Annotated in this window: 14 protein-coding genes; 8 read left to right on the top strand and 6 right to left on the bottom strand. The window is 75.7% G+C overall.

Annotated elements, in window-relative coordinates; all coding sequences use genetic code 11:
• Positions 1-42: 42 nt before the first annotated feature.
• Entirely contained in the window at positions 43-1,296 is a 1,254-nt protein-coding gene (gene fmdA / locus JD79_RS13065) for a formamidase (RefSeq protein ID WP_110005871.1), read from the bottom strand.
• A gap of 24 nt (positions 1,297-1,320) precedes the next feature.
• Positions 1,321-1,599 (bottom strand): zinc ribbon domain-containing protein, encoded by a 279-nt coding sequence (locus JD79_RS13060; protein WP_110005870.1) that lies wholly within the window; start codon positions 1,597-1,599, stop codon positions 1,321-1,323.
• Between the two features lie 254 nt (positions 1,600-1,853).
• Here JD79_RS13060 and JD79_RS13055 point away from each other — a divergent pair, with 254 nt between their 5' ends.
• From JD79_RS13055 to JD79_RS13035, 5 genes are read left to right on the top strand one after another with little or no spacing between them, the layout of a single operon-like run.
• A complete protein-coding gene (locus JD79_RS13055) occupies positions 1,854-3,398 on the top strand; it encodes an acyl-CoA synthetase (RefSeq protein WP_110005869.1) in 1,545 nt (514 codons plus the stop codon).
• Positions 3,385-4,731 (top strand): ABC1 kinase family protein, encoded by a 1,347-nt coding sequence (locus tag JD79_RS13050; RefSeq protein ID WP_110005868.1) that lies wholly within the window; start codon positions 3,385-3,387, stop codon positions 4,729-4,731. The genes JD79_RS13055 and JD79_RS13050 overlap by 14 nt, the downstream gene beginning before the upstream one ends.
• A 24-nt stretch (positions 4,732-4,755) precedes the next feature.
• Positions 4,756-5,700, top strand: coding sequence for an NAD(P)H-dependent flavin oxidoreductase (locus JD79_RS13045; RefSeq protein ID WP_110005867.1), 945 nt, complete (start codon positions 4,756-4,758; stop codon positions 5,698-5,700).
• Positions 5,701-5,716: 16 nt separating this feature from the next.
• Positions 5,717-6,712, top strand: coding sequence for a YncE family protein (locus JD79_RS13040; RefSeq protein ID WP_110005866.1), 996 nt, complete (start codon positions 5,717-5,719; stop codon positions 6,710-6,712).
• A gap of 54 nt (positions 6,713-6,766) precedes the next feature.
• Entirely contained in the window at positions 6,767-7,051 is a 285-nt protein-coding gene (locus JD79_RS13035; protein WP_146220436.1) for a hypothetical protein, read from the top strand.
• Positions 7,052-7,162: 111 nt separating this feature from the next.
• Here JD79_RS13035 and JD79_RS13030 read toward each other — a convergent pair whose 3' ends face one another.
• Positions 7,163-7,909: an enoyl-CoA hydratase-related protein gene (locus tag JD79_RS13030; protein ID WP_245900071.1), complete on the bottom strand. Its 747-nt coding sequence runs from the start codon at positions 7,907-7,909 to the stop codon at positions 7,163-7,165.
• A 123-nt stretch (positions 7,910-8,032) separates the two neighbouring features.
• Between JD79_RS13030 and JD79_RS13025 the strand changes: the two genes are divergently transcribed.
• A complete protein-coding gene (locus JD79_RS13025; RefSeq protein WP_110005863.1) occupies positions 8,033-9,088 on the top strand; it encodes an NHL repeat-containing protein in 1,056 nt (351 codons plus the stop codon).
• Here the strand turns inward: JD79_RS13025 and JD79_RS13020 are convergent.
• The 3 genes from JD79_RS13020 to JD79_RS13010 form a co-directional block, all read right to left on the bottom strand.
• Entirely contained in the window at positions 9,085-9,882 is a 798-nt protein-coding gene (locus JD79_RS13020) for an SDR family NAD(P)-dependent oxidoreductase (RefSeq protein ID WP_110005862.1), read from the bottom strand. The two genes, JD79_RS13025 and JD79_RS13020, sit on opposite strands and share 4 nt — an antisense overlap.
• A 38-nt stretch (positions 9,883-9,920) precedes the next feature.
• Entirely contained in the window at positions 9,921-10,760 is an 840-nt protein-coding gene (locus JD79_RS13015; RefSeq protein WP_110005861.1) for an SGNH/GDSL hydrolase family protein, read from the bottom strand.
• Positions 10,761-10,848: 88 nt separating this feature from the next.
• Complete coding sequence (locus tag JD79_RS13010) at positions 10,849-11,418, bottom strand: TIGR03086 family metal-binding protein (protein WP_110005860.1); 570 nt, start codon at positions 11,416-11,418, stop codon at positions 10,849-10,851.
• Between the two features lie 60 nt (positions 11,419-11,478).
• Between JD79_RS13010 and JD79_RS13005 the strand changes: the two genes are divergently transcribed.
• Both JD79_RS13005 and JD79_RS13000 read left to right on the top strand, forming a co-directional pair.
• On the top strand, positions 11,479-12,252 hold the full coding sequence (locus tag JD79_RS13005; protein ID WP_110005859.1) for a hypothetical protein: 774 nt from the start codon (positions 11,479-11,481) through the stop codon (positions 12,250-12,252).
• Between the two features lie 28 nt (positions 12,253-12,280).
• Positions 12,281-12,949, top strand: a complete 669-nt coding sequence (locus JD79_RS13000) for a DUF6308 family protein (RefSeq protein WP_110005858.1) — start codon at positions 12,281-12,283, stop codon at positions 12,947-12,949.
• The last annotated feature ends 231 nt before the right edge of the window (positions 12,950-13,180 follow it).

The following is a 13,180-nucleotide window of genomic DNA, read 5'->3' as shown; positions in this document are numbered from 1 at the left end:
ACTTCCGGAACACGGAGCGGCACGGCGACGTGCCCGGTCCGCTCAGGCCGACGACCTCGGCGCACCCATCCCCGGGTCGATGCGCACCGGCCCCGAGGCCGACGGCTCGACGTCGAAGTCGAAGATCCCGGTGGGGATGTAGACGGTCGCGCACGAGTTGGGGATGTCCACGACGCCGGACAGCCGGCCCTCGATCGGCGCCGAGCCGAGCAGGAGGTACGCCTGCTCGGGGCTGTAGCCGAACTTGGTCAGGTAGTCGATCGCGTGCAGGCAGGCTCGCTGGTAGGCCAGGTCGGAGTCGAGGTAGTGCTGCTCGTCGTCCAGCGTCACCGAGGTGCCCGAGAAGGCGAGCCACCGGTCGTAGCGGGGCTCGACGTTGCCGGGCAGGAAGATCGCGTTCTCCGCCACCCCGTAGGTCTGCATGCCGCCCTTGAGCAGGTCGACGTGCAGGTCGATGAAGCCGCCCATCTCGATGGCGCCGCAGAAGGTGATCTCGCCGTCGCCCTGGGAGAAGTGCAGGTCGCCCACCGACAGGTTCGCCCCCGCCACGAACACCGGGTAGAACACCCGGCTGCCGCGGGTGAAGTTCTTGATGTCCTGGTTGCCGCCGTTCTCCCGCGGCGGCGCCGTCCGCGCGGCCTCCGCCGCGGCCCGGTCGAACGCCTCGCCGGACAGGGAGCCCAGGATCGCGTCGTCCGGCAGTGGCGGCAGGGCCAGCGGCGGGTTGCGGTCCGGGTCGGTGGCGATCAGCGCGGCCTCCCGCCGGTTCCAGCGCGCCAGCAGGTCCGCCGACGGCGCGGTGCCCATCAGCCCGGGATGGCTGATCCCGGTGTAGGACACCCCCGGCACGTGCCGCGACGTCGCCGTCTGCCCGCGGAAGTCCCAGATCGCCTTGTAGGCGTCGGGGAACTGGTCGGTGAGGAACCCGCCGCCGTTCGTCCTCGCGAAGATGCCGGTGTAGCCCCAGCCCTGGCCGGCCAGCGGGCCGGAGTCCTCCTGCGGGATCGGGCCCAGGTCGACGATGTCGACGAGCAGCAGGTCCCCGGGCTCGGCTCCCTCCACCGCGATCGGCCCGGACAGCGCGTGCACCCGGGACAGCGGCGCATCGCGGACGTCGTCGGCCGAGTCGTCGTTGTGGATGGCGCCGTCGAACCACTCGCGGCAGTGCACCCGGAAGACGTCGCCCGGGCGCACGGTGACCGCCGGCGGGATGTCGGGGTGCCAGCGGTTGTGGCCGACCAGCTCCTGGTCGGTGAACGACCTGCTGGAGTCGAGCGGGAAGACGACCTCGGGCACGGCGGACCTCCGGGCGGAGTCGGTTCAGGGACGGGGCAGGCGGGCGAGCGCCGGGTTCGGAGCTCGGGCCGGCGGGCGGCGGGACGGCGGCGCGGAGACCACCGCGGGCTGGTCGGCCGTGCGCGCGGTGCGGTCGATCAGCGCCCGGTTGCGGGCCGAGCCGAGGGACAGGCGCGGAGCGGTGAAGACGCGGGGCGCGGGAGTGGCGCAGTCGGGGCAGGGCTCGGAGCCGGCCGCGGTGCCGATGGGGCGGGCGACCTCCAGCACGCCGTGCTCGGCGCACCGGTACTGGTAGACGGCCACGGCGGCCCCTCCTCCTCCGAGCCATGCGGGCCGCGTCGCCGCGGCTCCCGCCCGGGAGCCTCGGGGGACGCAGGACAGCGGATCAACCGGACGGCCCGCGGCCCGTCCCCCGACCTGCGCGTGCTCACCCGGTGGCACCGGCGGGTGACGCCGCGGCGTCAGCCCCTGGGGACGCCCGCAGGGCCGTCCGCCTCTGGCACCGCTGATGCGCCGGCGCGACGCTCCGGACCCCACCGCGACGGGAGGTCGGCGCCGTGTACGTCACCCAGGGTCTGCACCGCCACGTCCAGCAGCGCCCCGACGAGGTCGCCACCGTCTGCGCCGGCCGCACCCGCACGCACGCCGAGTCCGTCGACCGCATCGCCCGGCTCGCGGCCGCCCTGCAGGAGCTGGGCATCCACGACGGCGAGCGCGCCGCGATCCTGTCGCTCAACTCCGACCGCTACTCGGAGTTCCTGGGGGCGACGCTGTGGGCCGGCGGCGTCGTCGTCCCGGTCAACTTCCGCTGGAGCGTCCCGGAGATCGCCGAGTCGCTCGCCGAGGTCGGCGCGCGGGTGCTGGTCGTCGACGACGCCCTCGCAGGCTGCGTCGACGGCATCCGGTCGGCACACGACGGCCTGACCCACGTCGTCCACGCCGGAGACGGCCCCACCCCCGACGGGATGCTGGCCTTCGAGGAGCTGGTCGGCACGCACGAACCGGTCGAGGACGCCCGCCGCGGCGGCGACCAGCTCGCCGGCGTCTTCTACACCGGCGGCACCACGGGCCGGTCCAAGGGCGTGATGCTCAGCCACGACAACCTGCTGACGTCGTCCATGGGCTACCTCGCCGGTGTGCCGACGCCGACCGACCGCGTCTACCTGCACGCCGCACCGATGTTCCACCTCGCCGACTTCTCCGCCTGGGTCACCGGGGGCATCGTCGGCGGCACCCAGGTGATGATCCCGGCGTTCGACCCGGTCGCCGTGCTGACCAGCGTCCAGGAGCACGGCATCACCGACGTCCTGCTGGTGCCCACGATGATCCAGCTGACGGTCGACTCCCCGCAGGTGGACGACGTCGACCTGACCACCCTCCGGCGGGTGCTCTACGGCGCCTCCCCCATGTCCGACGCGCTGCTGAGCCGCGCGGTGAAGGGCTTCCCCAACGCCCGCTTCGTCCAGGCCTACGGGATGACCGAGCTGGCCCCCCTCGCGACCCTGCTGACGCCCGAGGACCACGAGGACCCGGCGCACCGGCGCTCGGTCGGCCGCGCCGCGCCGTGCACCGAGGTGCGCGTCGTCGGCCCGGACGACGCCGAGCTCCCGCGCGGGGAGGTCGGTGAGATCGTCGTCCGCGGCGGCAACGTGATGCTCGGCTACTGGGACCGGCCCGAGGCCACCGCCGAGGCGCTTCGCGGCGGCTGGATGCACACCGGCGACGCCGGCTGGATGGACGAGCAGGGCTACGTCTCGCTCACCGACCGCCTCAAGGACATGATCATCTCCGGCGGGGAGAACGTGTACTCGGTCGAGGTGGAGAGCGTCCTGGCACAGCACCCGGCGGTGGCCACCTGCGCGGTCATCGGCGTCCCCGACGAGACCTGGGGCGAGCGCGTGCACGCCGTCGTCGTCTCGGCCTCCGGCGCCACGATCACCCTGGAGGAGCTGCGCGCGTTCTGCGCCGACCGGCTCGCCGGCTACAAGACGCCGAGGTCGATGGAGGTCGTCGACGGGCTGCCCCTGTCCGCGGCCGGCAAGGTGCTCAAGCGCGAGCTGCGCGAGCCCCACTGGGCCGGGCAGGACCGTGCCGTCCACTGACGGGGACGGCCGGCCGACGAGCAGCCGCCTCGCCCGCACCGCCCGGCTCGCCGCGCTGCCCGCGGCGTTCGCCGGCCGCACCGCCGTCGGGATCGGCAAGCGCCTCGGCGGCCGGCCCGCCGAGGCGGTCGCCGCCCAGGTGCAGCAGCGCACCGCCGAGCAGCTGTTCGCCACCCTCGGCCAGCTCAAGGGCGGCGCCATGAAGGTCGGCCAGGCGATGTCGGCGATGGAGGCCGCGCTGCCCGAGCAGCTGGCCGGCCCCTACCGCGAGGCGCTCGTCCGGTTGCAGGACGCGGCACCGGCCATGCCGACGGCGATGGTGCACCAGCAGCTCGAGACGGCCCTCGGCAGGAACTGGCGGCGGCTCCTCCGCGACTTCGACGACCGGCCGGTCGCGGCGGCCAGCGTCGGCCAGGTGCACCGCGCCACCTGGTCGAACGGCACCCCGGTGGCCGTGAAGATCCAGTACCCGGGCGCCGGCGACGCGCTCGTCGCCGACTTCGGGATGCTGCAGACGGCGGCCCCGGTGATGCAGGCGGCCATGCCCGGCCTCGACGCGCGGCAGCTGCTCGCGGAGCTGCGCGCGCGGCTGGTCGAGGAGGTCGACTACGTCCTCGAGGCCGACACCCAGATGGCGTTCGCCGACGCCTACCGCGACGACCCCGACATCGCCGTCCCCGAGGTGCTCGCCACTGAGGACCGCGTGCTGGTCACCGGCTGGATCGAGGGGACTCCCCTCTCGCGGGTCATCGCCGACGGCAGCCAGGACGACCGGGACCGCGCCGGGCGGCTGCTCGTGCGGCTGTTCGCCTCCGCGCCCGTGCGCGCCCGCCGGCTGCACGGCGATCCGCACCCGGGCAACTTCCGGCTGCTGCCCGACGGCCGGCTCGGCGTCCTCGACTTCGGCGCCACCGAGGCCCTGCCGGACGGCTGGCCCGCCCGCCTGGGTCCGCTGCTCGCCGCGGGCAGGGACGGCGACGCCGCCGCACTGCACCGGATCGCCGCCTCCGCCGGGATCCTGCAGCCGGGCCAGGTGACCCAGGATGCCCTGATGGCGCTGCTCGACCGCTACCTGCAGCCGCTGCGCAGCCCCACCTACACGTTCGGCCGGGCATGGCTGCAGGAGCAGACGCGGCTCGCCTCCGACCCGTTCAGCGCCGCCTCCCGCACCCAGCGCCGGCTCACCGTCCCGCCGCGCCACCTGCTGCTGCAGCGCGTGGCCGTCGGGATGACCGGCGTCCTCTGCTCGCTGGGCGCCACGGTCGCCGTCGACGCCGAGATCCGCCGGTGGCTGCCCGGCTACGACGCCCAGGTCACCGCCCCGCAGGCCTGATCCCGCGCCGAGAGGAGGCCGGCCGTGGAGACGCCGTTCACCACGCTGGTCGGCTGTTCCGTCCCCGTCCAGCAGGCGCCGATGGGCGCGGTGTCCTCGCCGGACCTGGTCGTGGCGGTGGCCGAGGCGGGCGGTGTCGGCACGGTCAGCGCGCTCGGCCTGGCGCCGGAGGTCCTGCTCCGGCGCCTGGACGGGGTGCGCCGGCGCACGTCCGGCGTGCTGGCCGCCAACGTCGTCACCCCCGACGTCGGCGAGCCGCTGGTCGCCGACGTCGCCGCGCGGGTGCGGCTCGTCGACTTCTTCTGGTTCGACCCCTCGCCGCGGCTCGTGGACGCCGCCCACCGGGCCGGTGCGCTGGTCAACTGGCAGGTCGGGTCGGTGGCGGAGGCGCGCGCGGCGGTGGACGCCGGCTGCGACGTCGTCACGGTGCAGGGCATCGAGGCCGGCGGCCACGTCCGGGGCTCCGAGCCGCTCCTCCCCCTGCTGCGCGAGGTGCTCGACGCGGTCGAGGTGCCCGTCCTCGCGGCCGGCGGCATCGCCGACGGGCGCTCGTTCGCCGAGGTCGTGGCGGCCGGCGCGGCCGGTGCCCGGATCGGCACGCGCCTCCTCGCGACGACCGAGTCCGGCGCCTCCCCGGCGTACAAGCAGGCGGTCGTCGACGCCGCCGGCGACAGCACCGTCGTCACCGACGCGTTCGCCGTCTGCCCGCTCTGCGCCACCAGCCCGCGGGCCCGGGTGCTGCGCGCCGCGGTGGACCGGCTCGCGGAGCTGGACGACGACGTCGTCGCCACCACGGGTCCCACCCGGGTCCCGGTGCCGCGCGGGTCCGGCCTCCCACCCGTGACCGGCACCGAGGGGCACCTCGACGCGATGGCGATGTACGCGGGCGCCGGCGTCGGCGCGGTGACCGACGTGCGGCCGGCCGCCGGGGTCGTCGCCGAGCTGGTGGCGGCCCTCGACCGTCCCTGACCTGGGAGCTCCGGACGTGTCGCGCATCGCCGCGGTCACACTGGCCGTCCTGCTCACGGCCGCCTGCACCGGCGGGGACCACGCCCCTCCCCTGCTCGACCCGGTCGTGACCACCGTGGACCTCGACGCCGCCGTCGGCACGGACGTCGTCGTCCACGACCTCGCGCCGAGTCCCGACGGCCTCCCCGTCGCCCTGGTCGGCGCCGCCGAGGGCTGGCTGGTCCCGCTGGCGGGCGGCGCCCCCACCACCGTTCCCGCCGTCGACCCGGGCAGCGAGCTCGTGATCACCGACGACGGCACGCCGCTCGTCGTCGGCACCGCGCTGACGCGGGTCGGGGGCGCCGTCCTGCCGCTCCCCCTGGACGGGCCGCCGGACGCCGTCCTCCTCCACGGCGACGTCCTCCACCTCGCCCGCGGCACCCGGCTGGCGGCCGTCGACGCCGGCACCGGTGAGGTCCGGGCCACCGCCGTCGCGCCCGGTCCGGTCACGCACCTCGCCCGGGCGCCGGACGGCGGGCTCGCCGCGCTCGCCACCCGTGCCGGGGGCGGCGTCGACCTCGTCCGCCTCACCCCCGACCTCCGTCCGGACGGCGACCCGGTCGAGATCGTCGCCGAGGGCGGTACGCCGACCGCCCTGCAGGTGACCGCCGACGGCACCGTCGTCGCCGCCGCCTACGTGAACGAGGCACGGGACGCCGGGCGGCTGGTCACCGTGGTCGACGACCGGGTGGCGACGGGGGTGGACCTGGAGGGCACCGACGACACCGCCCTCGACCTCGCCGTCGACCCGACCGGCAGCACGGCCCACGTGGTGCTGTCCGCCTCGTACCACCCGGCGGAGCTGACGGCGGTCGACCTGGCGACCGGTGAGCGGACCGGGACCGTCGGGCTGTGCGGCGGGGCGGGCGCCTTCGGGGCGATGGCGCCCTCCGCGGACGGCCGCACCCTCGCCGTCGTGGGCTCGTGCATCGACGCCGACGGCCCCTCGACCACCGCCTTCCTCATCGGGTGACCGGCCTGTGGACGACTCCCGGGCCCGTCCTCCGGCGCTGCCACGGTGTGCCGCGTGACCACACCCGCTGTCGCCGACGTCCCCGTCCGCTCCCCGCTCGCGCTCACCCGTCGCTGGGCGAGCCTGCTGCAGCCGCTGGTCTTCGACGCCCGCAGCCTCCGGCTGTCCTGGATCGGCCCCGACGGCCGGCAGTCCCCCGTCCTCCTGCCGATCGGCGACCTGCCCGACCGGCCCGACCTGCGGCTGGTCAGCGGCCTGCTCGGCGGGCGCGTCGAGCCGCTCGTGGAGGCGCAGGTCCTCCTCGGCGAGGTCGCGCGGTCGACGGGCGGTCCCCGGTGACGGTGCGGTACGGCCGGCGCCCCGAGGACCGCGACGCCGCGACCCACGGGACGGTCGAGCGCTGGAGCCGCAGCACGACCGGTCCGTCGCCGTCACCGGGGCGCCTGCGGGTCAGTCCTTCGCGGACCGGCGCATCGACCACATCTGCGCGGGGCGCTCGAACTGGGTGGCGACCTCCCAGCTCACCGCGCCGTTGACGACCTCCCGGCGGAAGTTGCCCACGGCCACGCGGGCGAGCTCGGGGTCGGCGGCCACGCGGCGGGCCAGCTCCAGCGCGCGGTCCTCGACGGCGGACTCGTCCACCGACTCCCACGCCAGGCCGAGCTCCACGGCCTTGGGACCGTTGATCTCCTCGCCGAACAGCGCCATCGCCGCGGCGGCCTCGCGGCCGATCAGCCGCGACAGGATGACGAAGTGCCCGCCGCCCGGGTGCAGGCCGCGCTTGAGGAAGCCGGCCAGCAGCCGGGCGTCGTTGGCCACGATCCGCAGGTCGGCGGCCAGCAGCATGTTCATCCCGGCGCCCACCGCGGACCCGCGCACCGCCGCGATGGTCGGCACCTTCACCTGGCCCAGCCGGTAGAAGGAGTCGTAGATCCGGCCCATGCCGTCGTAGTTCTCGGGAGCGGCCGGGTCCTTGCCGGCGTTGGTCAGCGTCGCGACGTCGCCGCCCGCGCAGAACGACTTGCCCACGGCCCGGACCACCAGCGCGCCGACCTCGGGCTGGGCGTCCACCTGGTCGAAGACGTCGATCAGCTCCGACGCCATCGCCGGCGTCAGCGCGTTGCGGCGGTCGGGGGCGTTGAGCGTCACCACCGCCACGCCGCCGTCGACCTCGAGCAGGACCTCGGCGTCAGCCACGAGCGCACCTCCGGATCGGGGCCCGCGGGCCCGGGGACCATCCGCAGGCATCAGACCACGGCGCGCGGTTGCCGCCCCGCGCGCCCCGGCTCCACACTCGCCGCACCGACCCCCGGAGCCCGCATGCCCGCCCGCCGCGCCGCCCTCGTGGCCTTCGTCGCGATGTCGGCTGCGGGGTGCACCCGCGGCGACGAGGAGCCGCCGCCGCCCCGGGAGTTCAGCGAGCTGCAGGTCACCGTGGACCTCGACGCCGTCGCGCCCGGTGGCGTCGACGTCGTCGGCCTCGAGCCCACCGACGACGGCGCGCTGGTCCTCCTCGCCGACACCGCCGATCCCGCGGTCGGCCACCTCGCGCCGCTCACCGCCGACGGGCTGGGCGAGGTCCGGCGGATCGACGGGGTCGGCACGGAGCTGCTCGTCACGCCCGACGGCACCGCGCTCGTCGTCGGTCCCGACCGGATCACCAGCCTCCCCGCGGACGGCGATCCCACGGTCACCGAGGTGGTCCTCGAGGAGCTCGCCGCCGCCGCCCTCTCTCCCGACGGCCGCCGGCTGTACGCCGCCACCGCCGACCGGCTGGTCGGCCTCGACCCGCGGACCGGGGAGACCACCGCCGAGACGGACCTCGGCGAGGGGCTCACCGTGGCGGCGCTCGAGGCGGGCCCCGACGGGCCGGTCGCGCTGCTCAGCGACGCCCGCGCGCCCGACCTGGCCGACGTCGCCGTCCTGGGCACCTGGGACGAGGACCTGCGGGAGCCCGAGCTCGTCGAGCTCGCCCCCGACCGGCCGGCCAGCATCCCGTCCGCGCTGCGCCTGGCCGACGACGGCACCGCCGTCGCCACGCTCACGGCCGGCTCCGGCGACGACCCGTTCCGCGTGGTCGTGGTCAAGGACGGGGAGGTCACCGCGAGCCACGCCGTCCCCGGCACCGACCGCACCCCCGCCGACCTCGCCGTCTCCCCCGACGGGCGGGTGGCCTACCTGCCGGTGGCCGGCTTCGAGGTCGAGTCCGGCGTCATCACCCTCGACCTGGCCGGCGGCGAGCAGCTCGCCGACGCGCGGCTCTGCGAGGGTCAGGCCACCTTCGGCCGGGTGGCGCTCAGCGGCGACCGGCTCACGGTGATCGGCTCGTGCATCAGCAGCGAGGCCGCCTCCACCACCGCCTTCGTCGTCCGTTAGCCGACGAGCTCCTCCGACAGCCTCCTGAGGCTCTGTCGCGCTGATGGCTCGTACGCCTGCTCGTGGGCGCGGCTCTCGCGCAGGCCGTCGAAGTAGCGCCCGGTCACGCCGGCCAGCGACGGGTCGACGACGAGCCGCGCGGTCGCCTCGACGCCCTCCTGGATCGTCGACGTGGGGGTGGCGACGATCTTCGTCGGCATGAACGTGGCCGGGTGCAGCGCGTTGGCCGTGACGCCGGTGCCCTGCAGCTCCTCCGCGAGGTCGACGGTCGACAGGATCTGCGCGAGCTTGCTCTGGCTGTAGGCGCGGGTGCCGCTGTAGCCCCGCGTGAGCTGGACGTCGTCGAAGTCGATCGGCATCTGCGCCGCCGAGGAGACGTTGACGATCCGCGCCTCCCCGGCCGCCCTGAGCAGCGGGAGCAGCTCCCGGGTCAGGAGGTAGCCGGCCAGGTAGTTGACGGCGAACCGCAGCTCGAGGCCGTCGGCGCTCTCCTGCCGCTCCGGCCCGCCCGGCACGTCGCGGCCGATGCCGGCGTTGCTGACCAGCACGTCGAGCCGGTCGACGTCGGCCTCCACCGCCTCGGCCATCGCGCGGACCTCCGCCAGCGACGACAGGTCGGCCCGGTACAACCGCGCCGCCGGCCCGAGCTCGGGCAGCAGCGCCCGCAGCCACTCCTCGCTCCGCCCGTGGGCGAGCACGGTCATGCCGCGGCCGGCGAGGTCGAGGGCCAGCGCGCGGCCGAGGCCGTCGGTGGCGCCGGTGATCAGCACGGTCTGCTCGTCGACGGGGCGCACGCCGTGGACGATGCCCCGCCATCGCCGGTCACGCGACCTCAGCGGGCCAGCGTCGCGTAGACCTCCTGAGCGATCACCTGGTGGCCGGAGGGATCCGGGTGCAGGCAGTCGCGCCCACCGACGTAGTCGGCCGGCTCGAGTGCGCCGTAGAGGTCGGTCACCTGGGCGCCGTTGTCCCCGGCGACCCGGCGGATCACGTCGTTGAGACCCGCCGACAGCGACAGCACGCCCGGGACGGTGCCGCCCTCCAGGACGGCGTCCGCGATCAGCGGTGCTGCGGGGTTGACCCCGGTCAGGAAGCAGGAGCCGATGGGGTTGTAGTACGTCGTCACGACGACCTCCGTGTCGCGCCCCGCAGCCGCCACCACCTGCTGGAGGAGCTCGGTGAGCCGCTGCTCCACGCCGGCCAGGGCCTCGTCCACGGTCGGCTGGCACTCCGTCGGCGTCGGGTCGGCCACGCAGTACTGGACCGCGGGACCGAACACGTCGTTGCCGCCGATGGTCACCGTGACGACCTCGACGTCGTTGTGCGGATCGCGATCGCCGTTGCGTTCCGCGATCAGTTCCAGGGCCGCGGGCAGCTGCTGGCGGAGCAGGGTCGTGGTCGTCGCGCCCGGCACTGCCATGTTCACGAGCTCGAAGTCCCCGGGGGCGTTCGGTGTCGCTCTGTCGGCAGCCGGGTTGTACCCGCCGTCGAGCAGGTCCTCGAGCACCGTCGGATAACCGGGTGCGGTCGGCACGGCGCCCACGCCGGCGGCCACGGAGTCCCCCAGCGCCAGGTACACGGGCGTCCCGAGCGGGTCCGGCTCCGCAGACGCCGGGGCGACCACGACGAGAGGGATCAGGGCTGCGATCCCGACCAGCAGTCCCTTGCGCATGACGCCTCCCGCGCTCGCCGGAGTGGACGCCCGCAGCCAACTCGCGGGGCACTGCGGCGAACACGGCCGAAGGACCGCACGCCGTCGCTCAGGCCGGCGGCTTCCACCCGGGGTCGCGGCCGGTGGCGCCGAGCAGCCGGTCGAGCGCGGGCGCGTCCTCGGGCACCGGCACGCGCGGGCCGTACAGGCCCGGCGGGCGGTCGTCGCCGAAGGAGTCGGCGAACGCGCGGCAGGCGTCGGCGTCGGCCGGGTCGACGTCGTAGGGCTGCCCGGTGGCGACGGCGAGGTCCCAGCCGTGCACGACCACCTCGTCGAGCGCGACGACGGCGGCCACCTCCCCCGGCATCTCCACTCCGCCGGCCGCGGTGAGGCCCTCGTGCGCCTCCGGGTCGCGCCAGGCGGCGGCCAGCGCGTCGAGCTCCGCGGGGATGCGGGTGCGCCAGTCGGCGGGCAGCATCCCGGCGTCCGTGGAGGCCTGGCCGTCGACCGGTGTCCTCTCGCCGGCCATGCGGAAGGCGTAGGCCAGCCCCGCGAGGTGGGCGAGGAGGCCCGCCACCGGGGTGCCCTCGCAGGGGGTGGGGTCGGTCAGCTGCTCGTCGCGGATGCCGGCGACCACCGTCGCGGTGGCGGCGGCCGCTCGTCCCAGGTCGGTCGTCATGGAGGGAGGACCGTCGTCGCCGCCAGGAGTGAGCGGCGACGGAGTTGAATGGGAGGCGTGATGGGGGGACCGCACGCCGCTGCCCTCGTGCTCCCGAGCGCGGGGCCCGACCCGATCCCGCTGGCCACCGCGCTGGCCGCCGTCCTCGGGTACGCGCGCGGCCGCCGGCCGCTGTTCTTCCGCTCCCCCAGCGTGCCGCAGGGCCGGTGGGTGCAGGTGCTGGCCTATCCCCTCGACCGCTTCGACGGCCAGCCGCCCGAGTCGGCCGACGGCCCCACCGACCGCGACGTCCTGCTCGCCGAGGGCCTGCACGGCCGGCTCGACCCGGCGGCGTGGTCGGCCGTCCGCGCGCGCCTGGCCGCGGTCTGGCCGCTGACGGCATCGGCGCTCGAGCACGCCGGCGGCCGGGCCTTCTGGGAGCTGCCCGACGACGAGTTCTCCGTGCTCGCCGAGCCCGGCACCGTGGGCGCGGCGCTGCGGTCGCTGGCCGAGGGACCGGACGCGCGGCACGTCGTCGCGGCGCTGCACCACCGGCACCCGGCGCTGGTGCCGCTGCTCGACGGCGTCACGCGGCGCCAGCTGTGGGGCCACCTGCACGAGGGCGACAGCGGGCCCGAGGCGGTCGTCCACCGGGAGCTGGTCGCCAACGCCGGGGCGTTCGCGGTGCTCGAGACGGCGACGGCGACGCTGCTCGGCCGCTCCCTCACCCGGCTGCGGCTGCACGACGTCCTGCTGTGGCTGTCCGGGTCGCTGCGGATGACGCACGCGGTCGCCGTCGGCCGGGCGCTGGCCGCCGACTCCGAGCAGGGCCTCGAGGCGCTGCTGCCGGCCTGAGCTCACCACGTGCGGCAGGCTCGCGCGCGTGCTCTCGCTCGATGACCTGCTGACCCTCGTCGACGACCCCCGCGCGGTGCAGGACCTGCGCGCGTACTACGAACCGGGTCGCTCGCCTCGACGGGTGCCCACGTACTCGGGGAGCCGGTTCGAGTTCCTCGCCGGTGGCGGCGACCGCCCCGACACCGCCAACCGCATCACCCACGAGGACCTCGTTGCGATCACCATGCTCGAGGTCGACGTGCCCGGGGACGTCGCGCTGGCGCTGCTCGAGGGCGACCTCGGCCTGGACGTCGCCGGCCACCTCGCGGAGATCCCGACCGACGTGCCGATCAGCGATCCGCGCGCTCCGGAACTCCTCGGGACGGCCTCGCACGCCGACGTCGCCTGGGACCTCCTCGAGGAGCCGCACGGCATGGGCTGGGTGATCACCAACAAGCTGCTGGCACGCAAGCGGCCACGGCTGATCCCCGTCTACGACCGGGTGACGCGGTGCGCCTACGGCCGTCCCGACGGGTTGTGGCTCTGGCTGGTCGGGCTCTTCGCGGAGGACGACGGGGTGCTGGGGAAGCGCCTCGCGGCGGCGCGGGAAGCGGCCGGGGTGCCCGCCGGCGTCACGGACCTGCGGACGCTCGACGTCATCACCTGGATGCGCCACCACCGTGAGCACAGGGAGGCGAACTGCGCCGGACTGTGACTCCCCCGGGTACAGCGGTCGCGGACGTCGACGGGACCGGACCCGCGCGACGCCCGGAACGCGACGCCGGTGAGCGCACGGCCGGACGCAGGCGTCCGGGTCGACGACGTCGTCGCCGGCCGAGAAGTCGACCGCACCGAGCGCTGATCGTCGACCCTGCGGGCAGGTCGCTGCGGACCTCCGCTCGACGTCACCGCGGTGAGGGACGGCTCGTCGGGTCGACGCGTTGAC

This window comes from Geodermatophilus normandii (genome assembly GCF_003182485.1).
In the GTDB taxonomy this organism is placed as follows: domain Bacteria; phylum Actinomycetota; class Actinomycetes; order Mycobacteriales; family Geodermatophilaceae; genus Geodermatophilus; species Geodermatophilus normandii.
The sequence above is the reverse complement of the archived record's forward strand: the minus strand, read 5'-3'. Positions and strand labels throughout refer to the sequence as shown.

Excerpts from the sequence above, each read along its gene's own strand:
- JD79_RS13025 (WP_110005863.1), top strand. The coding sequence starts at position 8,033 with ATGCCCGCCCGCCGCGCCGCCCTCGTGGCCTTCGTCGCGATGTCGGCT.
- JD79_RS13015 (WP_110005861.1), bottom strand. The coding sequence starts at position 10,760 with ATGCGCAAGGGACTGCTGGTCGGGATCGCAGCCCTGATCCCTCTCGTC.
- JD79_RS13010 (WP_110005860.1), bottom strand. The coding sequence starts at position 11,418 with ATGACGACCGACCTGGGACGAGCGGCCGCCGCCACCGCGACGGTGGTC.
- JD79_RS13005 (WP_110005859.1), top strand. The coding sequence starts at position 11,479 with ATGGGGGGACCGCACGCCGCTGCCCTCGTGCTCCCGAGCGCGGGGCCC.